We start from the raw sequence: 23,361 nt of genomic DNA on the forward strand, positions 1-23,361 counted from the left end.
GAGCAGGTAAAGGATGCTGGGTTGATACTAAAGCCGGATCAAAGGTTGTAAGAGCTGATCAATGCATCCAGGAATTAACATTTATTAATAAAAACTTTGTTATAGAGATAGAGGATCAATTCAGGCTCCAAATCCGAACAAAAAGGCTGATTACGAGGTCTAGTAACAACGGGAGCCGTCAGAAGAAAACGATTTACTCAAGATGCTGCAATACGATAAACTGTCACTGAATATACCCGATACAACCAAACCCCGCGTCGTTATTATCGGCGGAGGGTTTGGCGGGATGAACCTGGCCAAAAGCCTGCGCACCGCCGATGTGCAGGTGGTGCTGTTCGACAAGCAGAATTACAATGGATTCTGGCCTTTGTTGTATCAGGTGGCTACGGCCGGTCTGGAGGCCGATGCTATTTCGGAGCCGTTCCGGAAAATGTTCGATAAACATACCGACTTTCATTACCGAATGGTGCGGGTCAACAAAATAGATCCGGCGGCCAAGACTGTTACAACGCTCATTGGTGATCTTACGTATGATTATCTGGTCGTAGCGACGGGCTCCAAATCAAACTTTTTTGGCAATGAGCAGATCCAGAAGTATTCGTTTCCGCTCAAAACGGTGCCCGAAGCGCTCAACATCCGGAGCCAGTTTCTGCAATGCTTCGAACAGGCCAGCATCACCCGCGAACCATCGGAACGGCAGAGTCTGCTGAATTTTGTCATTGCCGGGGGTGGACCGACGGGGGTCGAAATGGCTGGCTCGCTGGCCGAGATGCGCAAGCACGTGCTGCCCGCCGATTATCCGGGTCTCGACTTCAGCCAGATGAACATCTACCTGGTTGAAGGCATGGGTAAGGTACTGCCACCCATGTCGGACGAAGCAGGTCTGAAAGCGCAACGCTACCTCGAAGAACTGGGCGTTATTGTCAAGCTCAACACACTCGTCGAGAGTTACGACGGCCAAACGGTTACGTTCAAAGGCGGAGAGCAGATCAAGACCCAGACGCTGGTTTGGGGAGCGGGCGTAACGGGAGCCCTGATTGAAGGTATCCCGGCCGAGTCGACCGAGCGGGGACGTGTTCTGGTCGACCCCATCAACCGGGTGCAGGGCCTGACCGGCGTATTTGCCATCGGCGACATTGCGTTCATGAAGACCGAAAAATGGCCGAAAGGGCATCCGGGCGTGGCTCAACCCGCCATTCAGCAGGGCAACCACCTGGCTAAAAACCTGCGCCGGATGCTGAAGAATGAACCAACCGAACCCTTCGAGTACTTCGACAAAGGCTCGCTGGCTATCGTCGGCCGCAGTCGGGCGGTGGCCGATCTGCCGGGCAATATTCATCTCGGTGGGTTCATTGCCTGGATGGCCTGGCTGTTCGTACACATCTGGTACCTGGTCGGCTTCCGGAGCAAGCTGATTGTGTTCAGCAACTGGATGTACCGGCTCTTTACTTACCAGCGGGGTACGCGGCTTATTATCAGACCGTTTATCCGAAAAGACGATAAGGTGGCGAACGAGATCATGTTGAAGAACGAAGTAGCCTGATCCAATCCGTTTTCAGATACACCCGCTGGCACGCCTTCATCGAGACATGCTGGCGGGTGTTTATATTTGTTTTCTTATATAATACTGCTGATGCGAAAACAACACCTACGCCCGGTTGTGCTGTCGGGCCTTTTGCTAACGGGCCTGCTGACGGCCACCTTTGCCCAGTCGGCGCTGGAGACCCAGGCTGACACCGCCGGTGGGCCGCTCGACCTGGGTAAGATGTGGACATTCGACGCGCCCCCCACCGCGTATTTTCAGAAAACCTACAACTTCACGGCTGATCAGAAGTGGTTCGATGAAGCCAGACTGGCCTCGCTGCGGTTTGCCGATTACTGCTCGGCTTCGTTTGTGTCGGCCAACGGGCTGGTTATGACCAACCACCACTGCGCGCGCGAGTCCGGTACGGGCGTACAGCGAAAAGGCGAAGACCTGAACGCAACGGGCTTTTATGCCAAAACCCTGACCGAAGAGCGGCCGGTCGAAGGCCTGTTTGTCGACCAGCTGGTTCAGATCGAAGACATCACCAGCCGGGTTCAGCAGGCCATGAGCGCGGTGAGTTCGGGGCAGGGGCAGCTGGAAGCACGCGAGCAGGTCTTTTCGGACATAAAGGCCGAGTATATCAATAAAGACAACTGGAAAGGGCTCGAGTTGCAAACCATCACATTCTATAACGGTGGCCGTTATGCGCTGTATGGCTTCAAACGCTACACAGACGTTCGGCTGGTGTTTATGCCCGAGCTGCAGCTAGGCTTTTTCGGGGGCGATCCCGACAACTTCACCTATCCGCGTTACGCCCTCGATTGTTCCTTTTTTCGGGTGTACGATAATGGCAAGCCCCTGAAAACGAGTCATTTTTTTAAGTTCAACACCAACGGGGTACGCGATGGCGAGCCCATCTTCGTGATCGGTAATCCGGGCCATACGGAGCGGCTGAAGACCGTGGCCGAACTTGAGTTTGACCGCGATTTTCAGACACCGGCCACGATTCAGCTTATTCGGAACCGGTCTAACGCCCTGCAGGCCTATAACGCCACCGCCAAAAACGATAGCGTCCTGAATGAGATCTTCAGCTACGAAAACAGCCTGAAAGCTTACGGTGGTCAACTGGCCGGCCTGCGCGACCCGGTACTGATGGCCCGAAAGGCGTCGTTCGAGAAGCAGTTCAAAGCCGCGGCCCAGGCCAAAAACCTGCCGGCCGACCAGCTCAAAACCTGGGACGAGCTGGCGGCCAATACGGCCCAGCTGCGCGGCTTGTTCAACGATGCCAATTTCCTCGGTCCCAGCGAGCGTACCATGGGTGAATTACTGACCTTTGCCAACGTGCTTACCCAGTATAACGAACTGCTGACGTCGCGCCCGCAGGATGCGGAGCGGGCGCGTTCGTTGGTGGTATCGCCGGTGGTCAGGAATTCGGCGCTGGAAGAGGCTTACCTGGCGGCTCACCTGGCCGAAGCGCAAGCGGGATTGGGTACTGACGACCCGTACGTAAAAGCCGCCCTGAACGGGCGGTCGCCCAAAGAGGCCGCGGCTTACCTGCTGAAGACCACCAAACTGAACGATCCGGGTTTTGTGCAGGAGCTGCGTACGCGGCCCGGAGCCATCGGTGCGTCGAACGACCCCATGCTGGTACTGGCCCGCATTGGCTTTCCGCGTTATCTGGCCGCTGCCCGTCAGGCCCGCCAGATCAGTCAGCGGCAGGAAGTGCTGCGGGGGCAGCTTGGCCGCATGTTGTATGCCGTTTATGGGTCGGCTGTGCCACCCGATGCTACGTTCTCGCTGCGGATCAACGACGGCGTAGTGCGCGGATACCCGTACAACGGCACGCAGGCACCGATCATTACGACCTTTGCCGGTCTGTACGACCGCAACTATTCATTCGGCGACAAAGCGCCCTGGAACCTGCCCGCCCGCTGGAAAAACCCGCCCATGGCACTGCTGAAAGAGCCCATGTGTTTTATCTCGACCAATGACATCATCGGTGGCAACTCGGGTAGTCCGATGATCAATAAAAACCGGGAGGCCGTTGGGCTGGTGTTCGACGGTAATCTGGAAAGCCTGCCGGGTGAGTTTATCTTCGTGCCCGACCGCAATCGTAGCATCTCAGTCCACGCGGGCGGTATGGTAGCGGCCATGCGCTACATCTACAAAGCGGACCGGCTGATCGGCGAACTCACGGGCGCGCCTGCCCCCCCGGCGGCCAAAGCCAGGAAATAAAGCATACGAATTGAATGGGCCCCTGGGGCCATAAACCTGGTCAGACCCGGATGCTGCAGCCGTTCCGGAATTTTGGCTAAGTTTATGGCCCCATCGTTTATCGACGCTCATGACCAAATCAGACATTGCCATCATGCCCCAATTCTTCGACCGGTATATCAACCTGGCCGATGATATTGACCTGCTGACCGCCCTTTTCCAACCCGCTACGTTCGACGGGCTGATTCCGGCCGAAACCCTACTGGCACTCGGAGACCAGGTTTACGCACCTGGCAAATGGACAGTTCGGGATATTGTTCAGCACGTTATCGACAACGAGCGTATTATGTCGTATCGGGCCATGCGATTTGCGCGGAACGACAAAACGCCCCTGCCAGGCTACGACGAAGAACTGTTCGGCCAGCAGGCCAACGCCAACCGCCGGTCGCTGTCGTCGTTGCTGGATGAGTTTGCGCTTGTCCGGCAGTCGAGCCTGGCCTTGTTCAGGAGCTTTGACGACGAGGCTCTGCAACGTACGGGTGTTTGTTACAACCAGACCATCTCATCGCTGGCACTTGGGTTCGTCCTGGTGGGTCATGCGCTGCACCACGCCCGCATCATCCAGGAACGGTACGTGCCGCTGCTGACTAAATAGCTACAATAAAGAGCCAATCGGCGCTCCAGAGCCACTTATCGTACCATTCAGTCGACCAAAATTTGTACTTTAGCCGGACTATCAAAACCGGCTATGCTGAACCGAACACTTCTTCTTGTTTTTCTGACTGCGCAGGTCGCTCTGGGCCAGACAAAGACCAAAATTACCGTTACCGACATTACCCGCATCAGGCAGGTATCGGGTATCGAATTATCGCCGGATGGGAAGCGGGCGGTCTATACGCTTACCACGACCGAGCCTGCCACCGAAGCCAACGAATACGATTACCGAACCCACATCTACCTAACCGGCCTCCAGCCCGGCGATACTAAAGCCCTGACGCGCGGCAACGAGTCGGCCCGCCAGCCGGTATGGTCGCCCGATGGTCGGTACGTGGCGTTCTCACGAACCGTAAAAGGCAAGAGCCAGGTATTCGTTATGCCGATGGATGGGGGAGAGGCCTACCAGCTCACCAGCCTGCCCTACGGCGCTTCGGGACCGATGTGGTCGCCGGATGGTAAACGGATCGCTTTTTCATCGACCGTGACGATGGCCGAGATGCTGAAAGACTCGTTGCTGAACCCGGGCCGTAAAACCCCCGCCTGGTCGCTCGAGAAGCCTGGCTTCCGGACCAACGACTTCGTTAAGACTGATCCGAAAACGAAACCCAACCCCGACGGGTCGCTGGCCGAAATCCGGGCCTACCTCAACAAAGATGTGGAGGATAAAAAAGCGAAGGTCATTAACCGACTCAACTTTCAGGGCGAATCGACAACGGAGCCGGATCTGAGTTTCACGCATATGTACGTCATCGATGTACGCGAAGGAGCTACCCCCAAACCCCTGACGCGCGGCTTTGCCTCCGTACAGGCCGGCACCTGGCTCCCGGGTGGGCAGGGCTTGCTGGCCGTTACCGACCGCGACTCGACCCGCCACCCCGACCGGGAGCAGGATAACGCTATTGTGTTTATTCCGGCCGATGGGTCGGGTAACCGTACTACCGTACTGGCCGAAGCAGGCAAAAGCTACGGCTCGCCCGATGTATCGCCCGATGGCCGGACGCTGGCGTTTCTGGTCAGCGCATCAGAAGGGGTCAATTTCGGGCAGATCGGCCTGGCTACCCTCAGCGGTAACCAGGCGTCGGATGTTCGGCTCGTTACCTTCGACCGCGCCCCCGGCAGCCTGACCTGGTCGGTGACTCCGGCCGGCCGGAAAGGCGCTGCCGCCACCGCCGTGCTGTACTTCACCGCATCGTCGAACGGCGGTACCCCGCTGTACCGGCTCGACCCATCTACCCGGCAAGTAACCCAGCTGTCGGACTTCGACAGTGGCGTTACCTATTTTGACGTGGCCGGCAACCAGCTGGTATACGCCAAAACCGAAGTGGCTAACCCCTCAGAATTGTACAAGGCAGAAGTTGGCAGCGGTAGTAGCCGAACGACCGGCACGCCAACACTGGCGGGTGTCAAACTGACGAGCCATAATGACTGGGTAGCGCAACGGCAGCTGAGCGTTCCGGAAAAACGTACCTACAAGAACTCGCTCGGGCAAACCGTCGATTACTGGATTATGAAGCCCAGCCAGCTGGAAGCCAACAAAAAATACCCGCTGCTGCTGAATATGCACGGCGGTCCAACGGCCATGTGGGGACCGGGCGAAGCATCTATGTGGCACGAATTCCAGTACATGTGCGCGCAGGGCTACGGGGTCGTTTACGCCAATCCGCGCGGATCGGGTGGGTACGGGCTGAACTTCCAGCGGGCCAACATCAAAGATTGGGGCACCGGGCCCGCCGAAGACGTGCTGGCGGCTGTCACCGACGCGGCCCGCGAAGCCTGGGTCGACACCGCCCGGCAGGTGATTACGGGTGGCTCATACGCTGGTTACCTCACCGCCTGGATTGTTGGGCACGATAACCGGTTTAAAGCCGCGTTTGCGCAGCGGGGCGTTTATGATCTGACTACCTTTCTGGGCGAGGGTAATGCCTGGCGGCTCATTCCGAACTATTTCGCCTACCCCTGGACACCCGAAGCCAAAGTACTGGATGCCAACTCACCTTACACCTTCGTGCAGAATATTCGCACACCGCTGCTGATCAAGCACGGCGAAAACGATCTGCGTACGGGTATCATTCAGTCGGAGATGATGTACAAGAGTCTGAAAATTCTGGGTCGCCCGGTCGAGTATGTGCGTATGCCCGGCGCTACCCACGAGCTGAGCCGAACCGGCAACGTGCGGCAGCGCATCGACCGGCTGCTGCGTATCTATGAGTTCTTTGAGCGATACGTTGGGCCTGATGCGCAGGGGCTGACGCAGAAGTAATGACCTGGCCACGGATCGATGTTGTCCGTGGCCTTTTGTTTATTAACAACTGAATCTCAACCGACAATGAAAAACAACCTCTTTTTCGTCATGTGGCTGGTAACCAGCGCTAGCCTCTACGCCCAGCCAACGACCGATTCGACCCGGGTGACGAAGGCCCGCTGGCGTACTACGCGCCTGACCCGGCACCTCCGCTGGCAGGAAGCGCAGTTCGACAGTTTGTTTGGGTCAAAACAGAATGTCAACCTGGTGGTGCTCAAGAACCGACGCCGACGGCCGGTCGTAGCGTTCGGATCGGCGGGCGATAGCCTGAAGCCAACGAGCTGGTTCGGGAAGCGGGATCGGGCGCTGGTAGCGCTGAACGGGACGTTCTTCGATGTGAAACAGGGCGGCTCGGTCGATCTGATCAAAATAGACGGACGGCTTATAGACACTACCCGGCTGTCGGGCAAGAGCATGCCCGAGCATCAGCAGTCGGCCATCGTGATTGACCGAAACCGGGTGCGCATCGTACACGGCGGTAACCAGCCCGGCTGGGATCGCCAGCTGCCCGACGAGAACGTAATGACAACCGGCCCGCTGCTGCTCCAGAACGGCCAGCCGCATCCGCTGGCGAAGAATGCCTTTAACGACAATCGCCATCCGCGTACCTGCCTGTGCCTGGGCCCCGGCCGACGGCTGGTGCTGGCCACGGTCGACGGGCGCAACGCTAACGCACAGGGGATGAACCTCCACGAGCTGACCCGGCTGATGCGCTGGCTCGGCTGCCGCGACGCGATCAATCTGGACGGGGGCGGCTCAACGACGCTCTGGCTCCAGCCCGATTTGCCGGGAGTAAAGCAGGTGTCCGAACAGGGCGTTGTGAACTATCCGTCAGACAGTAAGCAGTGGATTCATACCGGCGAACGGGCCGTTAGTAACGTAATTCTGATCCGGTAAACCGCATACTCAAAAGGGTGAGGAACAGGTTACCTTATTTTCCTACGTTTATGGGAAATAAGGTAGCTCAATCACACAAATGCGATGAAAACGGTTTATGTTCTGGCCTGCTTTCTCCTGACGGCGGTAGCCGCCATCGGCCAAAAAATTGCGAATGACAATACCCTGAGCGTCAAGGTCGATGGGAAAGACTATACGACGCAGCCCCGCCGGATTCGGGTCGGCAACTACTGGTGGGTTACGGCCAACGCCGTCAAACCCGACAAATCGCTTCGCATCTGGCTCGGCACGTTCGACCGGCGCGATGCGCTCGAGTCCGGCACCTACCTGGTCGTTGATGCCGATAAGCCCGACACCAAGGAGAATCGACAGAAATACGAAGACTTCGGCAAGTATAAAGGCATTGCCATCGTCAAATACGTCGAAGAAACCCGTGAGCCCCGCATGGAGTACCACGTGGGTAAGTCGCAGAATAACGACGAAACCATCCAGGTCAAACTCGGCACCGACGGGTTTCTGGAGGCCACGTTCAGCGGTAAGCTGGCCGGCACCTACTGGAAAGAAAAAGCCACGGCTACGGTCTTCGGCGGTATGGGCCGGTTGATCAACAAGATGGAAGATAAAGCCATTACCAAAGCATCGGGCTATGATTCTGACATCGACCCCGAAGGAAACGGCTACAAGAAGCAGGACAAAAAAGACGAGATCGTACTAACCGACGGTAAAGTCCGCCTGAAAGTCAACTAGCCCGCTGGCCGGCACCGTGGAGCCAGACGCTGCAATTCAAAAGACCTCTGTTCCGTGAAAACAGCCCGTACCCGCGCGTTACGGGCTGTTTTCACAACCAACCTCGCTAACTTGCGGTTACCCGATTGACTGACCATGCACATAGGGTCAGCCGATGGATGTTGTTATGAGTGAGAAACGCAGGCTGGAAGCCATTCAGGACGCGCCGAAATTCCGTTTCTGGAAAAGCCAGATGGAAAATAACGGGCTGAAAATAAACGAGGTAAAAGACTTTTACGTCCGCCACCGCCACAACGGCGAAGTGCTGTTTGCCATGCTGGAGGTAGATGCCGACACCCCCGAGGGCGACAAGATTCCGCCCGCCCTGTTTCTGAAAGGCCACGCAGCCTCGGTGCTGGTATGCCTGATCGACCAGGACACCCGCGAAAAATTTGTGGTACTGGTCCGCCAGCGACGCATCTCCGACGGCTCGCATACCTACGAACACCCGGCCGGTATGGTCGATGCCGACGACGCCCCCGATGAGGTAGCTGCCCGGGAACTGGGCGAGGAAATTGGGCTGGAAGCTACAGCCGCCGACCTGACCAAACTGAACCCCCGGCTCTGGTTTCCCAGCACCGGCACCAGCGACGAGGCCATGCATTTCTTCTACATCGAGCGCGAGCTGCCCCGCGATCAGATCATGGCTTTCCACCACAAAGACATGGGTAACGCATCGGAGTTTGAGCGGATCACCACGGCGGTGACCACCCTGCCCGAAGCGCATAAGCTGGTCAACAATGTAAACGGCCTGCTGATCCATTTTCTATACCTCCAGCACGTCGGCGACTACGAGACCATGAAGCTGTTGTAAAGAATTTCCGGGTCGGGGTTGCGCTCTAGTCGACTAATCTATTATATTTGCACTCCCAAACCGGGGATTATAGGCTTCCGTAGTTCAATGGATAGAATTTCGGTTTCCGGTACCGACGATAGGGGTTCGAGTCCCTTCGGGAGCACAAGCCGCAAAACCCGCCGACACAATCGGCGGGTTTTGCTTTTTTCCGGTCTTGTCACTACGGGTATATTCCCGAAACAGAACAAAGATTTCCTGCTTTCGTTTTATTTTTGTTGAACTACCAAATAAGCCCACTTCACATGGATACGCAGTCAACAGAAATAACAGCATACCCCTGGCGTCGCTTTTACCCGAAAGGCGTACCCCATGAGATAAATCCTGATGCCTACCCGTCTTTGGGGGCTATGATGGAGGAAGCGTTCCGGAAATTTGCCGACCGACCGGCCTATGCCTGTATGGGTAAGCAGATTACGTTTGCCGAACTCGATAAGCTATCGCTGCAGTTTGCGTCGTTTTTGCAGAATGACCTCGGTTTGCAGAAGGGCGATCGAATTGCTATTCAGATGCCCAATACGCTGCAATACCCCGTAGCTATGTTCGGGGCGCTGCGGGCCGGCCTGGCGGTGGTAAACACCAACCCGCTCTATACCCCCCGCGAAATGCAGCATCAGTTTAAGGATTCGGGCGCCAAAGCCATTGTGATCCTAACCAATTTTGCGGCTAACCTGGAAAAGATTCTCGACAAAACCGACATCAAACACGTTGTCGTAACGAGTTTGGGCGATCTGCTGGGCTTCCCCAAGAAACAGATTGTGAACGCGGTGGTGAAATACGTCAAGAAGCTGGTGCCACCCTTCAGTCTGTCCACGGCTATTTCGTTTGGCGATGCGCTGAGCCGAGGCCGTCGGCAGCCGTTCCGGCCGGTCGATGTCAGGAATACGGATATGGCTTTTGTGCAGTACACGGGCGGCACTACGGGCGTTTCGAAAGGGGCTGTGCTGACCCATCGGAATATTATCTCGAACGTAGAATGTCAGCACGTCTGGATGGCGCCCGGCAACGTACCCGATGGGCAGGGAATCATCGTGGCGGCTCTGCCCCTTTATCATGTCTATGCCCTGACAACCAACGCGTTGGCAGCTTTGAAAAGTGGGGCTATGAACCTGCTCATCACGAACCCCCGCGATCTGAACGCCTTTATCGACGACCTCAAAAAATACAAGGTTACGGCCTTTACGGGGGTTAACACGCTCTACAACGGCCTGCTGAATCACCCGCGTATTGGCGAGGTAGACTGGAGTCGGCTGAGCGTAACCTCGGCGGGCGGTATGGCGCTGCAAACGGTGGTTGCCGAACGCTGGGCCAAGCTGACCGGTAACACCCCCTGCGAAGGCTACGGCCTCACCGAAACCTCACCCGTGCTGTCGTCGAACCCGATCGATGGGTCGGTGCGCGTCGGTACGATCGGGATTCCCTGGCCCAGCACCGAGATGAAAATCATTCGCGAAGACGGTACCGACGCACCGATGGGCGAACCCGGCGAAATTGTGGCGCGGGGACCGCAGGTGTTCAGCGGGTATTACAACCGACCCGAAGAAACAGCCAAGTCGATGCTGAACGGCTGGTTCAAAACCGGCGATGTGGGCGTGATGAACGAAGATGGGTTCTTCAAAATCGTTGACCGGAAAAAAGACATGATTCTGGTGTCGGGTTTCAACGTATACCCCAACGAGATCGAAGACGTAGTAGCTCAGTGTCCCGGCGTGATGGAGGTAGCCTGTATTGGTGTGCCCGACGCAAAATCGACCGAAGTGGTCAAGATTTTCGTGGTCCGGAAAGACCCGGCCCTGACCGCCGAAACCATAAAAGCGTACTGCCGCGAGAACCTGACGCCCTATAAAGTGCCGAGGATGATTGAGTTCCGCGATGAGCTGCCGAAGTCGAACGTTGGCAAGATCCTGCGCCGTCCGCTGCGCGATGAAGAAATGGCCAAACAGGCCAAATAAAAGAAACAGGGGTTTAGCACCGGTCTGGTTGGCTAAACCCCTGTTTATTAGGCAACCAGGCGGTTGTTCGATCTGAAGTCGGAGAGGATTCCGAGTTCCTGCTGAAAGCCTTTTACCTGTTTTATAAATCGGCTGGCTTTTCGGCGTGATACATCTACACGATGCCCATTGATCAGGCTTACGCTCAACTGCTGCTGGTCAGGGTGGATGCCTTCCAAATACAGCAGGTTGATGATGTTCTTCTTGTGCGGTCGCACGAATACTTTCGATGAGAGCCGGCTTTCCATCTTCTTCAGCGTCAGCGACACCATGAGCTGGCTGCCATCGGCAAAGTGAAAAACGGTGTAATTGCCTTCGCCTTCGAGCCGAACAATCCGATGCATCGGCATTTTTTTGCGGTACCCCCAGAACGGCAGGGTTAAATCAGGCATCTCAAATTGACCGGCAATTTCTTCGACATGTGCTTTGGTCAGCGGCTTGGTCAACAAGGTTGATTTCATAATACTATTCAATAAGATGGTGTGAATAAATACACAGGATGGTAACGCAAACTGACCTTTCGGTACGTTGCGCCCACACTGTCAAACAAGTTTACACAAAATTCACTGTCAAGCCATTAGCCAGGGCCAAAATTTATTAAACAAGCCTGGGCTACGAGGTTGCCGCCGGATAGTAACGACATCGGGCGAACTAATTGAGCGGCTTTAGCCTTGACTAGAACACAAGAATAAATCAGTTCGCATGGCTACTTTGCTTGATTTGGTCGGTAACACGCCCCTGGTGTCGTTAGATCGCCTGAATCCAAATCCAAACGTACAACTCTACGGTAAGCTAGAAGGAAATAACCCCGGCGGCAGTGTGAAAGACCGGGCCGCAGCCAGCATGATTCAGGGGGCGCTGGAACGGGGTGAGCTGAAACCCGGCATCAAACTCATCGAAGCCACCAGCGGAAATACCGGTATTGCCCTGGCTATGATTGCCCGGCTTTATGATATCGAGATTGAGCTGGTTATGCCCGAAAACTCAACCCGCGAACGGGTGCTGACCATGGAAGCTTTCGGCGCCCGTGTGATCCTGACCGAAACCATCGAAGCCGCCCGCGACTATGCCGATGAGCAGGTTCGGAAAGGGGGGTATTTCATGCTGAATCAGTTTGCCAACCCCGACAACTACCTGGCTCATTACCGGACTACCGGTCCCGAAATCTGGCGCGATACCCAGGGGCAGGTTACCCACTTCGTTTCGTCGATGGGTACGACCGGCACCATTATGGGTACGTCGCGGTACCTGAAAGAGCAAAACCCGAACGTACAGATTGTTGGCTGTCAGCCGACGGATGGCTCGTCGATTCCGGGTATCCGAAAATGGCCGGTGGAGTATCTGCCGCGCATTTTTGAGCCGCAGCGTGTGGATCGGGTAATCGAGGTGTCGGCCGACGATGCGACCGACATGACCCGCAAACTGGCGAATGTAGAAGGGGTCTTTGCCGGGATGAGCAGTGGCGGCTGTGTATGGTCAGCGATCCGGCTGGCCGAAGAGCTGGAGTCGGGCATCATTGTCTGCATCATCTGCGACCGGGGCGACCGGTATCTCTCGTCGGGCTTGTTCGGGTAGGCCGGTTTTGCCGGGCAGGACTGGTAAAAAAGCTGGCTTACCGCCCGGCCTGTTCGTCGGTTGGCCGTAAGTTCGGTACCTTTGTAGCTATGTATACCCGTATTATCCTGCCGTTGCTGTTTCGGTTCGATGCCGAAACGATTCACCATACCGTTACGTCATTCCTGAAGTTTGCGCTGGCTATTCCGGGTCTGTCGGCCTTGTGTAGAAAGCTATATGTGCTGGAAGACAAGCGCCTGGAGCGAACCGTATTTGGATTGACCTTTCCGAACCCGGTGGGGATGGCGGCTGGCTTCGACAAGAATGCCGAACTGGTCAGCGAGTTGAGCGATCTGGGGTTTGGTTTTGTCGAGATCGGCACCGTAACCCCGCGTCCGCAACCGGGAAATCCCCGTCCGCGCCTGTTCCGGCTCAAAGCCGATCGGGGCCTGATCAACCGAATGGGTTTTAACAACAAAGGAGCCGGGCCAGCGGCTGAGCGGCTGCGTCAGTTCTCGGCGAACCGGGGTGGCCGACGGGTCATCGTAGGCGGTAACATCGGTAAAAATAAAGATACGCCCAACGAGCAGGCATTGAACGATTACCTGCTGGGCTTTCGGGCTTTATTCGATGCGGTCGACTACTTTGTCGTTAACGTGAGTTCACCCAATACGCCCGGGCTGCGCGATCTGCAGGAGCGTGAACCATTGACGAACCTGCTGACAGCCCTGCAAACCGAAAACCGGCAGCAACCGGCGCCCAAACCGATTCTGCTCAAAATTGCCCCCGACCTCACCGACGGACAACTGGATGATATCATCGCTATCGTAGCCGAAACCGGCATTGCGGGGGTTATCGCTACCAACACAACCATTGGCCGCGACAACCTCGTCACGGATGCCGCTCAGGTCGGGCAGATTGGGGCGGGGGGCGTCAGTGGACAACCGCTGCGGGAGCGCTCTACGGCCGTGATTCGGTATCTGCACGAGCGGTCGGGCGGCACCTTTCCAATCATTGGGGTTGGCGGGATTGCTTCGGCCGACGATGCCCGCGAGAAACTAGACGCCGGTGCCAGCCTGGTACAGGTCTACACCAGTTTCATCTACGAAGGCCCAGCCCTGGCCAAGCGAATCAATCGTGGCCTCCTGTAGAGACCGGTCCGTCGCTACGGCAACCCTTTGCGTATTAACTCCCTTTTCATCGACTACCCCGCTACCTCGTTTCCGCAGCTTCTGATTGTCAATGGTTTTTGTGGTATTTAGGGTTGATGGATGTGTTGTTGTCTAGTTGCCAGGTAGTTATGTATAACCTGGCTGGCGCATAGGAGACGCGAGGGGTCGCGTCTCTACCGTAGACTCCTTTTTCACGCGCTAGTTCATAATTTTTCGTTAAAAAGGCGGAAATTTACCCCTGCCGACACAGCCTTACTACCCAACGCATGGCCCAACCGACCACGTCACCCCGTCAGAATACGCTTCGCCGATCTCCTGAGCCCCGTCCGGCCGGGCGCACTGGTGAATCGGGAAGCCGTCCCCGACCGAAATCGTCATTTAACTGGGGCCTTGCGCTGGACCGCTGGCTGACCGATCAACGTTCAACCCTGACCCTGGGTGTATTGTTGATGGGCCTGGCGGGTGGCCTGCTGTTTGCCTTTGTATCGTATCTGCTTCATGGTAACGCCGACCAGAGCGCTGTTGACTCCGCGCTGTCGCGACCCCTGGCTGAGTCGGGTAGCGAAACCCGGAACTGGCTCGGGCTGGTGGGCGCTTCGGTTGCTCACGCCTTCGTATTTCGCTGGTTTGGCGTAGGGGCGCTGGCTCTGCCCGTGATCGTGTTTCTGTCGGGCTATAAACTGGTGTTTCGGCAGGAGCTGGTGCCGCTGAACCGGGCTACGATCGGTCTGCTCTTTGCCGCGGTCTGGACCAGCCTGATCATCGGCTACGTGGTGCTGGTGACGGACTCGGCCGAAACGGCCAGTGTCTGGTGTGGGGGTATCGGGTACGAAGTCAACGTGGCTCTATACAGTCTGTTTGGCTGGGGCAACCTGGCTTTCATCGGGTTCATGCTGTTTTTCTTCGTCGTTTACTTTTTCGATGTCAGCAAGATCCGGCTGCCCGATTTCTCCCGGAAAACGACTACCCGTACGCGCCCGTACGCCGACGATACCCTGCAGACCTTTGAGGATACCGAAGTGGAGGAGGCTGAGGCCGAAGCCGACCTAGACGAGGAGGAAGAAGAACAACCACCGGTACCGGCTCCCGTGGCCAGCGCTCCTGTACCACCGGCTCCTGTAGCACCGGTATCCACGCCCAAACCCGTCAGTGAACCACCGGCGGCTCCCGAAGTCATTGCCCAGTCGACCGGGGTGACGCTGACGATCAAAAACCGAGACGCCGTGGCCGATCAGGAGCCTGCCGACGAACTGGCCGCAACGCCTGCGCCAACGTATGAACCTGACCCCTTCGAAGAAGATGATCTGGTGGCGGTTCACGGCTTGTATGATCCAACGCTCGACCTGCCGCACTATCAGTACCCAACGCTCGACCTGCTGACCGAATACGCCAACAGCCGCAAAGCGTCGGTCTCGGACGATGAACTGACGGCCAATAAAGAACGCATCGAGACAACGTTGCGGAACTTTGGTATCGAAATTGACTCCATTCAGGCCTCGATCGGACCAACCGTCACTTTGTATGAGATCGTGCCGGCCAAAGGCGTACGAATTTCCAAGATCAAAAGCCTGGAAGACGACATCGCCCTCAGCCTCTCGGCGCTGGGTATCCGGATCATCGCCCCCATGCCGGGGATGGGTACTATTGGTATCGAGGTGCCGAACAAGAACCGGGAGATGGTGTCCATGCGCTCGGTGGTAATGAGCGACGTGTTTAGTAACAGCAAGTTCGATTTGCCGGTTGTGCTGGGTAAGACCATCTCGAACGAAATTTACGTGGCCGACCTGGCAAAAATGCCGCACCTGCTCATGGCCGGGGCTACCGGTCAGGGTAAGTCGGTCGGGCTAAACGTACTGCTGACGTCGCTGATCTATAAAAAGCACCCGTCGCAGCTCAAGCTGGTACTGGTCGATCCCAAGAAGGTAGAGTTAACCCTGTTTAACAAGATCGAGCGCCATTTCCTGGCCAAATTGCCCGACGCCGAAGAGTCGATCATTACCGATACCAAGAAGGTGGTCAACACGCTGAACTCATTGTGTATCGAGATGGACAATCGGTATAACCTGCTCAAAGATGCTGGTTGCCGGAACCTGAAAGAATACAATGCCAAGTTTGTGAAACGGCGGCTGAACCCCGAAAAAGGGCATCGATTCCTGCCCTACATCGTGCTGATCGTCGACGAATTGGCCGATCTGATGATGACGGCCGGTAAAGAGGTAGAGCAGCCCATCGCGCGCCTGGCTCAGCTGGCCCGGGCTATCGGTATCCACCTCGTCGTGGCAACACAGCGACCTTCGGTCAACGTAATTACGGGTCTGATCAAGGCTAACTTCCCGGCACGTCTGTCGTTCAAGGTGACCTCGAAGATCGACTCGCGGACCATTCTCGATACGGGCGGAGCCGAACAGCTGGTGGGGATGGGCGATATGCTGCTGTCATCCAACTCCGATATTATCCGGTTGCAGTGCCCCTTCGTTGATACGAACGAGATTGAGGATATTTGTGAGTTTGTCGGCAATCAGCGTGGCTACGATGATGCGTATGCGTTGCCCGAGTTTGTCGGCGACGATGGCGGGCAGGGCGACGAAAAAGACGTAGACCTCGACAACCGGGACCCCATGTTTGATGAGGCCGCCCGGCTTATCGTTATCCACCAGCAGGGCAGCACATCGCTCATTCAGCGCAAACTCAAACTTGGCTATAACCGGGCCGGTCGGCTGGTTGATCAGCTGGAAGCCGCCCGTATTGTTGGCCCGTTTGAAGGGAGCAAAGCCCGTGATGTGCTCGTAACCGACCTGCAAACGCTGGAAGAGATGCTAAAACGCCTGAAAGGCGAGTAAGTACAGTTGGTAGTCGGTACCGCAAAACCGTACCTGACCTACCGTTAAACGTTTGTCCATTTTTTTGATCTAATGCCTATAGAGGTGGCCCGGCATAGACTGCCGCCTGTATTTCTGATTAATGTATACCCAATGAGAAAACTAACATTCATATGGAGTCTGGTCGTGGTTCTTACCGTACCGGCCATGGCTCAGAAAGATAAGCGGGCGCAGACCATTCTGGACGCGATGAGCAAAAAATACCAGGCTCTGAAATCATACCAGGCCAGTTTCACCTACGCCAGCGTGGGGGGCGGTGCCAAAGATTCGTACAAAGGCGATCTGACCGTTAAGAACGATAAGTTTCGGCTGGTGCTGGGCGGACAGGAGGTCTTTACCGACGGCAAGACGATGTCGACCTACGTGAAGGAAACGAACGAGGTAAACGTACAGGATTATGACGCCAGCGCCACCAGCGAACTGAACCCTACGCAGATTTATACGATCTACAAACGGGGTTTCGATTACCGGTTCCTGAAAGAGCAGAAGCAGGGCGGGCGTACGCTGGAAGTGATAGAACTGACCCCCAACCGGAAGAAAAGTCCGATCGCTACGGTGCAGATTTCGGTCGACAAAGCCGATAAGTCGGTGCGCAACTGGGAAATCATCAATAAAGACGGCAAGCGTACAACCTACTCCATTACGAAATTCACGCCCAACGTCAACGTGCCCGATAGCTATTTCGTTTTCGACAAAGCTCGCCACCCCGGCGTTGAAGTTGTCGATCTTCGATAGGCGCGTCACCTGAATAACAGTCAGCCGGATGAGGCCGATGAACGTCGTCGTAGCACGCTCATCAGCCCCATCCGGCTGACTTTTCTATTACACCTTACCGCCATAAGCCAGGTCGCCCGCGTCGCCGAGGCCGGGCACAATGTAGGCGTGCTCGTTCAGATAGTCGTCGATGGCACCCAGCCAGAGGTGACACTGGGGCAACTGACGCTGCACATGACGGACCCCCTCGGGACTGGCGATAGCAGCTGCAATGTGGGTCTGCGCCGGAATACCGTAGCGTAGAAGGGCATGGTATACTTTTTCGAGGGAACGGCCCGTGGCCAGCATCGGGTCGCACAGGATAAGGGTTTTTCCGCTCAGGTCGGGACTAACGATATAGTCCATCGCGATCTCGAAGGTATCTTCTTCGCCGGGCGTATAGCCCCGATAGGCGCCGGCAAATGCGTTTTCGGCCTGATCGAAATAGTTCGTAAATCCCTGGTGAAACGGTAAGCCCGCCCGTAAAATCGTGGCTAAAACCGGCTGTTGCCGGATTACCTGGGTGTTTGCCGTACCTAAGGGCGTCTGGACCGCTACGTTATGATACGATAGCGTTTTCGAGATTTCGTACGCCATCAGCTCGCCAAGCCGCTCCAGGTTCCGCCGAAACCGCAACCGGTCCTGCTGAATGGATACGTTACGAAGTTCGGCTATATACTGGTTAGCTAACGAGGGTTGCTGCGTAAAAACGAACATGGCGAAGGGGGTTCTTTTGGCGTAAATTAGCCGGATGCTTGTCGTATATCCAAGCCATTTGTTTAATTTGACCGTTCATACGGTCTGATGTGAACACGAGCGAGAGCCAGAACGACCGATAGCCGGTAACATGCATGCGTAGTATCGTTTACGTTTTCTTTTTTTTATTCATTTCTGTTTCGGTTTGGGCACAAAGTCCGTTTGTACCACTCAACACAGATTATTATCATCTGATTGATCGACTGGAGATTCGTCAGAACCGATGGGCCGAAGGATTTCACAGTTCCGTAAAGCCGTATAACCGGCATAGTATCATCCGCCTGACGGACAGTCTGGCTGCTCACCCCACCCGCGAACTGTCAGATACCGACTATTTCAACTACGATTACCTGCGCGATGACAGCTGGGAACTGGCGGGTTCCCCAACCGATTCGCTGAACCCCGACCCGTTTACGCGTCATCTGTTACCGCCCGCCGGACCGGGCGACAGCCGTAAACCGTTCCTGAAAAATTTTTATCGCAAAAAAGCTGATTTCTACAGCCTGCAAACGCCCGATTTCGATCTGCATGTCAATCCGGTTTTCAATCTGGGGCTGGGGCTGGAGAATGTCAACTATCGGTATGCCGAAGAAGCCGGACAACCCGGCGGTCGCCAGGAATTATTTGTCAATACCCGCGGCCTGGAAGTGCGCGGAACGATTGGCAAGAAGTTAGGTTTCTACACGTATTTTTCGGACAACCAGGTTATTTTTCCGGAGTATATCCAACGCTACGGCGACCGGTACAGCCGCGACAACGGCATAGAGGGGTCGGCTCCGGGCGAAAGTTTCATCAAACGGTTTGGGCAGAACGGAGTCGATTATCTGTCGGCCAGGGGGTACATTACCTTCGATGCGCTCAAAATCATCAACATACAGTTTGGGCACGACCGCAATTTTTTTGGCAACGGGTTTCGCTCGCTGTTCCTGTCGGACAACAGCCCGCCGGCACTTTTTGCCAAGTTCTCGACCCGCTTTGGCCGCCGGATTCAGTATACCAACCTGTTCTCGCATCTGCTGAACACCCAGGCCCCCCTGCCGCAGGGTGATCGGCTGATTCCGCCCAAGTTTGCCACCATGCACCACCTGAGCGTCAATATCAATGACCATATCAACGTAGGTGTTTTTGAGGCCACGGTATTCAGCCGCGACCGGATCGATCTGAATTACTTGAACCCTATTATTCTGTACCGGTATGTGGAATCGGGGCAGGGGAGTGCTGATAATGCACTGCTGGGTATCGACTTCAAAGCCAATTTTCTGTCGCATTACCTGGTCTACGGCCAGCTGATGCTCGACGAGTTTCGGATCAACGCACTCCGGGCTGGCAATGGCGACTGGACCAATAAATTTGCCTTTCAGCTGGGCGCCAAATACATCGACGCTTTTGGGGTACCCAACCTCGACCTGCAGGCAGAGCTGAATCTGGCCAGACCATATACCTACTCGCACGAAGCCTCGCCGAGGGTAAGTGCCGGGCAGACCAACTACGCCCACTTTAGCCAGCCGCTGGCTCATCCGCTGGGTGCTAACTTCATCGAGCAGTTGTTCATTGCCCGGTATCAGCGCAAACGGCTGTCGGTTAACGGTATTTTCGGGCTGATGACCTTCGGAACCGATCCGCCGGATGTTGAGCCTGATGGGAGACCGAGCCGCAACTACGGGGGTAATATCCTGCTTGACTATACAGACCGGGTCAGTGAAGACGGAAACTTTATCGGGCAGGGACGCAAGACCATCGTTACCTACGCCGATCTGCGGGCTTCGTATATGGTTCGGCACAATGTCTTTCTGGATGCCCGTTTCCTGTATCGCTATCAGGACAGCCAGTACCGCCCTTACAGCTATACCAGCCAGGTAGCGAGCCTGGCCCTCCGCTGGAATCTGCCGTATCGGAACTGGGTCTTTTAAGAAGTTTTCGGTATTCTGTTTCCTGCTTCCGCGAAGAGTGCTCAACTTTGGGGTCACTTACTACCCCAGTTATACTGGAAACAGAACCTGTACACTGTACCATGCTTGACCTGATTCGCCAGGAACTGACCGAAGCCCAGTCAGTCTTAGATACCTTTTTAGCTAACCCTGATCATTTGTTGGCTATTGAGCAGGCTGCCCGGCTCATGGGCGATGCCCTGAAAAACGGACGAAAAATTATTTCGTGCGGCAATGGCGGTTCCCACTGCGACGCCATGCACTTTGCCGAAGAACTGTCGGGCCGCTACCGCGATGACCGCCGGTCACTGGCTGCCATTGCCATTTCTGACGTGAGCCACCTCTCCTGCGTCAGTAACGATTACGGATACGAGTACGTGTTCTCGCGCTTCATCGAAGGGCTGGGCAACGAGGGCGATGTATTGCTGGGCATCAGCACCAGCGGCAACTCAGCTAACGTGATCCGGGCCGTAGCAGCCGCCCGCCAGAAAGGCATGAAGGTTGTGTTGCTGAGCGGTAAAGACGGCGGTAAACTGGCCGGACAGGCCGATGTCGAGATTCGGGTACCTCATTTTGGCTATGCCGACCGGATTCAGGAAATTCACATCAAGGTAATTCACCTGTTCATCCTGCTCATCGAGAAACAGGTCGTCTAAAACTGTTTCAGGTACGAGATTTTACCGATCAGATGCCGTTCCTGCTGCCGGGCTATAAGCCCGTCGGCCGACGCTACCGAACCGGCGTAAACTCCGCGGTTGTACACTAGGTACAGGAACGACAAGGGCTGAAACTCCCACGCCAGTCGAACATTCCAGACGTTTCGGTCGGTAAACGTGTTGCGCTGGAAAAAGCTGATCAGTTGCAGGCGGGGGTTTACGGCCAGCCGGTTCTGGATGCTGTAGAGCGCAATGGTACCGGTATAGCCGCCCACGTTCCGAAACTCGTTTAGCTCGCTGCTCAGGGTAAAGGCTGCGTGCGGAACAGGGGCCAGAATCAGCGACGCCCGGCCGTAGCTAAGCCGGCCGTCATAGTAACGCCCGGTTTCGGCGGTCAGGTTATACGACACCCGCCGGGACGGATCGCTGCCGAACAGAACCGAATACCGTACATAGCGGTACTTACCCGATGCGATAGCGAGACCGAGCGGACGGAAATCGCCATCGTCGAGACGCTGGAACGTAGGGTTTACGAACAGGCCGAAGTTGCCCGCGTTCTGAAAGGTGAACCAGATTGGGTTCAGGTTCCACTGCGCTTCCTGCAGGTAGCCCGTAGAGGCTTTGTGATACAGCTCGGCAAACGCGCCCGGCTCGAAGTTGCGTACCCATTTCGGCAGCCAGCTGGCCCGGTTGACCAGAAATCCGCCAAACGAATTCGAGATCACATCGGAGCGGGAAACAAAGCCCATGGCCGGGTTGAAATTCCGCGTCACAACGGTCTGCGTCAGCCAGCCAACTACTTGGTTAGACCGGTAAAAAAACTGGCTGTAGCCCGCCATACCCGTCCCATCGCCTTCAGTCAGCGACGATTCGGACGACTGGGTTCCAATCAGCATCGCACTGTAGTTGAGTGACTGGCCGAGCCGGAAGAAGCCATCAATCGCTATTGTACCATCCTGTCGGCTGTCGGTCGTGTCGGTGGCGTGGGTGTTTTTCCCCGTGATCAAAACGCCAATCCGGTTCTGTTTCCCCACGTTTTCGACATACCTGCCTACCAGAAAATCCGTAGCGGGGCTGCCCGTGATGCCGCGCTGTCGAATGAGCATGCCGCCGTAGTTACGCTCCAGCGATCGGTATACCAACCGCGCACCCGCATCGATGGGTACGGGGGCGCTGGTGCCGTCGGGCAGGGTCGCCAGGCCGATGCGACGGCTGAAAAACGGCTGAATACCCATGCTGCCTCCCTCCCCCAAGCCGTTGACCGCCGAAAGACCGGCCCCGAACAGACTCGCATTTTCCAGAAAAAAGGCCCGCCGTTCGGGAAACAGCACCGAAAAGCGGGTCAGGTTGTTGACCTGCCGGTCTACGTCGGCCTGGGCGAAGTCGGTATTAAACGTCAGGTCGAGAACGGTGCTGGTGTTGATGGCCCATTTTATGTCGCCCCCCAGTTTCAGGCGGGTGGTTCGGTTGTTACTGGTTTCGGAGCCGTTATAGGCATCGTCGGAGAGGAGTACGTACGGCTGAACCCGAACGTTGGGGCGGGGTGGGGGTGGTTTGAGACCGGTTACCTGCCCGGCATATTCCATGCGCAGGCCCGATGGGAACGCCCGCGGAAACGCCGACCAGGCCGACAGTTCGTTCGTGGCGCGTCGGTTTCTGAAGAAGTTGATGCCCCAGGTCTGGGTCGAATCCGTTGATTGCGGATACCGGAGTGTTTGCCAGGGTATCTGCAATTCAGCCACCCAACCCGAGTCGGTTCGAGTGGTGCGTACCTTCCAGAGGCCGTCCCAGTCGGTGTCGTATAAGACATCATCAAAACTAAGCAGGTCGCGCTGGGTCCCGTAGGCGTTGGTCATGAGCGCCATCGCGTTCCGGCGGTCGTTGAACCCGTCGAAGGTGATGCCAAAAAAGTCGTGGGCTCTGGACTGAAAATCTCGCTGAAAGTTGGGCGTTCGTAACGATCGCCGACCAGCGGTATCCCGGTTAACAGCGGCTATGTACAGATACTGGCGGTTGAACAGCACCCGAACTTCGGTATCGAAGGTGGCGGCCCGGCCCTGCTGCGGGTCTACCTGAACAAACCGGCGGAGGGGGTGCGCCCGCTGCCAGTCAGCCTCATCAAGTCGCCCGTCAATCCGTAATCGGCTGCCGACCTCGACGGCCTGTACGCTGCGACGGCGCGTAGGTGGGGCAAAAATAACGGCCTGTCCACCCCGATTGTTGGCATGGGCCTCTTCCCGAACGGTATCCGACTGAGCCGTATTGGCTATATCCGGATTCGTTTGGGCAAGGGTATAAAAAGGTAAAAGGAGAAGGGTATAGCGCCGTAACGAAAGAACCATAAACGCAGATTAAGCAGGCGCCAAACATAAGATCCT

17 protein-coding genes and 1 tRNA gene are annotated in these 23,361 nt (G+C 56.1%); 15 read left to right on the plus strand and 3 right to left on the minus strand.

Features of this window, described 5'->3' with window-relative positions; all coding sequences use genetic code 11:
* The first annotated feature begins 202 nt into the window (after positions 1 to 202).
* The 9 genes from FBR45_RS00755 (at position 203) to FBR45_RS00795 (ending at position 11,246) form a co-directional block, all read left to right on the plus strand.
* Positions 203 to 1,543 (plus strand): NAD(P)/FAD-dependent oxidoreductase, encoded by a 1,341-nt coding sequence (locus FBR45_RS00755; protein ID WP_138498413.1) that lies wholly within the window; start codon positions 203 to 205, stop codon positions 1,541 to 1,543.
* 90 nt (positions 1,544 to 1,633) lie between these two features.
* Positions 1,634 to 3,760 carry a S46 family peptidase gene (locus FBR45_RS00760; protein WP_138498415.1) on the plus strand — a complete coding sequence of 709 codons (2,127 nt, stop codon included), beginning with the start codon at positions 1,634 to 1,636 and terminating at the stop codon, positions 3,758 to 3,760.
* Between the two features lie 109 nt (positions 3,761 to 3,869).
* Positions 3,870 to 4,394, plus strand: coding sequence for a DinB family protein (locus FBR45_RS00765; protein ID WP_138498417.1), 525 nt, complete (start codon positions 3,870 to 3,872; stop codon positions 4,392 to 4,394).
* Positions 4,395 to 4,487: 93 nt separating this feature from the next.
* Positions 4,488 to 6,716, plus strand: coding sequence for a S9 family peptidase (locus FBR45_RS00770; RefSeq protein WP_138498418.1), 2,229 nt, complete (start codon positions 4,488 to 4,490; stop codon positions 6,714 to 6,716).
* A 66-nt stretch (positions 6,717 to 6,782) separates the two neighbouring features.
* Positions 6,783 to 7,655, plus strand: coding sequence for a phosphodiester glycosidase family protein (locus tag FBR45_RS00775; protein WP_171044804.1), 873 nt, complete (start codon positions 6,783 to 6,785; stop codon positions 7,653 to 7,655).
* 84 nt (positions 7,656 to 7,739) lie between these two features.
* A complete protein-coding gene (locus FBR45_RS00780) occupies positions 7,740 to 8,402 on the plus strand; it encodes a hypothetical protein (protein ID WP_138498422.1) in 663 nt (220 codons plus the stop codon).
* A gap of 166 nt (positions 8,403 to 8,568) precedes the next feature.
* Positions 8,569 to 9,255 carry an NUDIX hydrolase gene (locus FBR45_RS00785; protein ID WP_138498424.1) on the plus strand — a complete coding sequence of 229 codons (687 nt, stop codon included), beginning with the start codon at positions 8,569 to 8,571 and terminating at the stop codon, positions 9,253 to 9,255.
* Positions 9,256 to 9,328: 73 nt separating this feature from the next.
* Positions 9,329 to 9,400 (plus strand) — tRNA-Arg (locus tag FBR45_RS00790).
* Between the two features lie 139 nt (positions 9,401 to 9,539).
* Entirely contained in the window at positions 9,540 to 11,246 is a 1,707-nt protein-coding gene (locus FBR45_RS00795) for an AMP-binding protein (RefSeq protein WP_138498426.1), read from the plus strand.
* A gap of 47 nt (positions 11,247 to 11,293) precedes the next feature.
* Here FBR45_RS00795 and FBR45_RS00800 read toward each other — a convergent pair whose 3' ends face one another.
* A complete protein-coding gene (locus tag FBR45_RS00800; protein WP_138498428.1) occupies positions 11,294 to 11,746 on the minus strand; it encodes a LytR/AlgR family response regulator transcription factor in 453 nt (150 codons plus the stop codon).
* Between the two features lie 241 nt (positions 11,747 to 11,987).
* Between FBR45_RS00800 and cysM the strand changes: the two genes are divergently transcribed.
* The 4 genes from cysM to FBR45_RS00820 all read left to right on the plus strand — a co-directional run bounded on the left by cysM (position 11,988) and on the right by FBR45_RS00820 (position 17,625).
* Entirely contained in the window at positions 11,988 to 12,860 is an 873-nt protein-coding gene (cysM, locus tag FBR45_RS00805) for a cysteine synthase CysM (RefSeq protein ID WP_138498430.1), read from the plus strand.
* Positions 12,861 to 12,949: 89 nt separating this feature from the next.
* Positions 12,950 to 13,990, plus strand: coding sequence for a quinone-dependent dihydroorotate dehydrogenase (locus tag FBR45_RS00810; protein ID WP_138498433.1), 1,041 nt, complete (start codon positions 12,950 to 12,952; stop codon positions 13,988 to 13,990).
* Positions 13,991 to 14,277: 287 nt separating this feature from the next.
* Entirely contained in the window at positions 14,278 to 16,851 is a 2,574-nt protein-coding gene (locus tag FBR45_RS00815) for an FtsK/SpoIIIE family DNA translocase (RefSeq protein WP_138498435.1), read from the plus strand.
* A 132-nt stretch (positions 16,852 to 16,983) separates the two neighbouring features.
* Complete coding sequence (locus FBR45_RS00820; RefSeq protein WP_138498437.1) at positions 16,984 to 17,625, plus strand: LolA family protein; 642 nt, start codon at positions 16,984 to 16,986, stop codon at positions 17,623 to 17,625.
* 87 nt (positions 17,626 to 17,712) lie between these two features.
* Here FBR45_RS00820 and upp read toward each other — a convergent pair whose 3' ends face one another.
* Positions 17,713 to 18,360: a uracil phosphoribosyltransferase gene (upp, locus tag FBR45_RS00825; protein ID WP_138498439.1), complete on the minus strand. Its 648-nt coding sequence runs from the start codon at positions 18,358 to 18,360 to the stop codon at positions 17,713 to 17,715.
* Between the two features lie 134 nt (positions 18,361 to 18,494).
* Between upp and FBR45_RS00830 the strand changes: the two genes are divergently transcribed.
* Together FBR45_RS00830 and lpcA are read left to right on the plus strand one after the other, a co-directional pair.
* On the plus strand, positions 18,495 to 20,309 hold the full coding sequence (locus FBR45_RS00830) for a hypothetical protein (RefSeq protein ID WP_138498441.1): 1,815 nt from the start codon (positions 18,495 to 18,497) through the stop codon (positions 20,307 to 20,309).
* 101 nt (positions 20,310 to 20,410) lie between these two features.
* On the plus strand, positions 20,411 to 20,983 hold the full coding sequence (lpcA, locus tag FBR45_RS00835) for a D-sedoheptulose 7-phosphate isomerase (protein WP_077923755.1): 573 nt from the start codon (positions 20,411 to 20,413) through the stop codon (positions 20,981 to 20,983).
* Here the strand turns inward: lpcA and FBR45_RS00840 are convergent.
* The gene (locus tag FBR45_RS00840; RefSeq protein ID WP_138498443.1) at positions 20,980 to 23,325 is read right to left on the minus strand and encodes a carbohydrate binding family 9 domain-containing protein; all 2,346 of its coding nucleotides are present in this window, start codon (positions 23,323 to 23,325) and stop codon (positions 20,980 to 20,982) included. The two genes, lpcA and FBR45_RS00840, sit on opposite strands and share 4 nt — an antisense overlap.
* Positions 23,326 to 23,361 lie beyond the last annotated feature (36 nt).

This window comes from Spirosoma lacussanchae, from assembly GCF_005870035.1.
Lineage (GTDB): Bacteria > Bacteroidota > Bacteroidia > Cytophagales > Spirosomataceae > Spirosoma > Spirosoma lacussanchae.

What these genes read in the sequence shown, in the direction of transcription:
- FBR45_RS00755 (WP_138498413.1), top strand. Translation starts at nt 203, where the DNA reads ATGCTGCAATACGATAAACTGTCACTGAATATACCCGATACAACCAAA.
- FBR45_RS00760 (WP_138498415.1), top strand. Translation starts at nt 1,634, where the DNA reads ATGCGAAAACAACACCTACGCCCGGTTGTGCTGTCGGGCCTTTTGCTA.
- FBR45_RS00765 (WP_138498417.1), top strand. Translation starts at nt 3,870, where the DNA reads ATGACCAAATCAGACATTGCCATCATGCCCCAATTCTTCGACCGGTAT.
- FBR45_RS00770 (WP_138498418.1), top strand. Translation starts at nt 4,488, where the DNA reads ATGCTGAACCGAACACTTCTTCTTGTTTTTCTGACTGCGCAGGTCGCT.
- FBR45_RS00775 (WP_171044804.1), top strand. Translation starts at nt 6,783, where the DNA reads ATGAAAAACAACCTCTTTTTCGTCATGTGGCTGGTAACCAGCGCTAGC.
- FBR45_RS00780 (WP_138498422.1), top strand. Translation starts at nt 7,740, where the DNA reads ATGAAAACGGTTTATGTTCTGGCCTGCTTTCTCCTGACGGCGGTAGCC.
- FBR45_RS00785 (WP_138498424.1), top strand. Translation starts at nt 8,569, where the DNA reads ATGAGTGAGAAACGCAGGCTGGAAGCCATTCAGGACGCGCCGAAATTC.
- FBR45_RS00795 (WP_138498426.1), top strand. Translation starts at nt 9,540, where the DNA reads ATGGATACGCAGTCAACAGAAATAACAGCATACCCCTGGCGTCGCTTT.
- FBR45_RS00800 (WP_138498428.1), bottom strand. Translation starts at nt 11,746, where the DNA reads ATGAAATCAACCTTGTTGACCAAGCCGCTGACCAAAGCACATGTCGAA.
- cysM (WP_138498430.1), top strand. Translation starts at nt 11,988, where the DNA reads ATGGCTACTTTGCTTGATTTGGTCGGTAACACGCCCCTGGTGTCGTTA.
- FBR45_RS00810 (WP_138498433.1), top strand. Translation starts at nt 12,950, where the DNA reads ATGTATACCCGTATTATCCTGCCGTTGCTGTTTCGGTTCGATGCCGAA.
- FBR45_RS00815 (WP_138498435.1), top strand. Translation starts at nt 14,278, where the DNA reads ATGGCCCAACCGACCACGTCACCCCGTCAGAATACGCTTCGCCGATCT.
- FBR45_RS00820 (WP_138498437.1), top strand. Translation starts at nt 16,984, where the DNA reads ATGAGAAAACTAACATTCATATGGAGTCTGGTCGTGGTTCTTACCGTA.
- upp (WP_138498439.1), bottom strand. Translation starts at nt 18,360, where the DNA reads ATGTTCGTTTTTACGCAGCAACCCTCGTTAGCTAACCAGTATATAGCC.
- FBR45_RS00830 (WP_138498441.1), top strand. Translation starts at nt 18,495, where the DNA reads ATGCGTAGTATCGTTTACGTTTTCTTTTTTTTATTCATTTCTGTTTCG.
- lpcA (WP_077923755.1), top strand. Translation starts at nt 20,411, where the DNA reads ATGCTTGACCTGATTCGCCAGGAACTGACCGAAGCCCAGTCAGTCTTA.
- FBR45_RS00840 (WP_138498443.1), bottom strand. Translation starts at nt 23,325, where the DNA reads ATGGTTCTTTCGTTACGGCGCTATACCCTTCTCCTTTTACCTTTTTAT.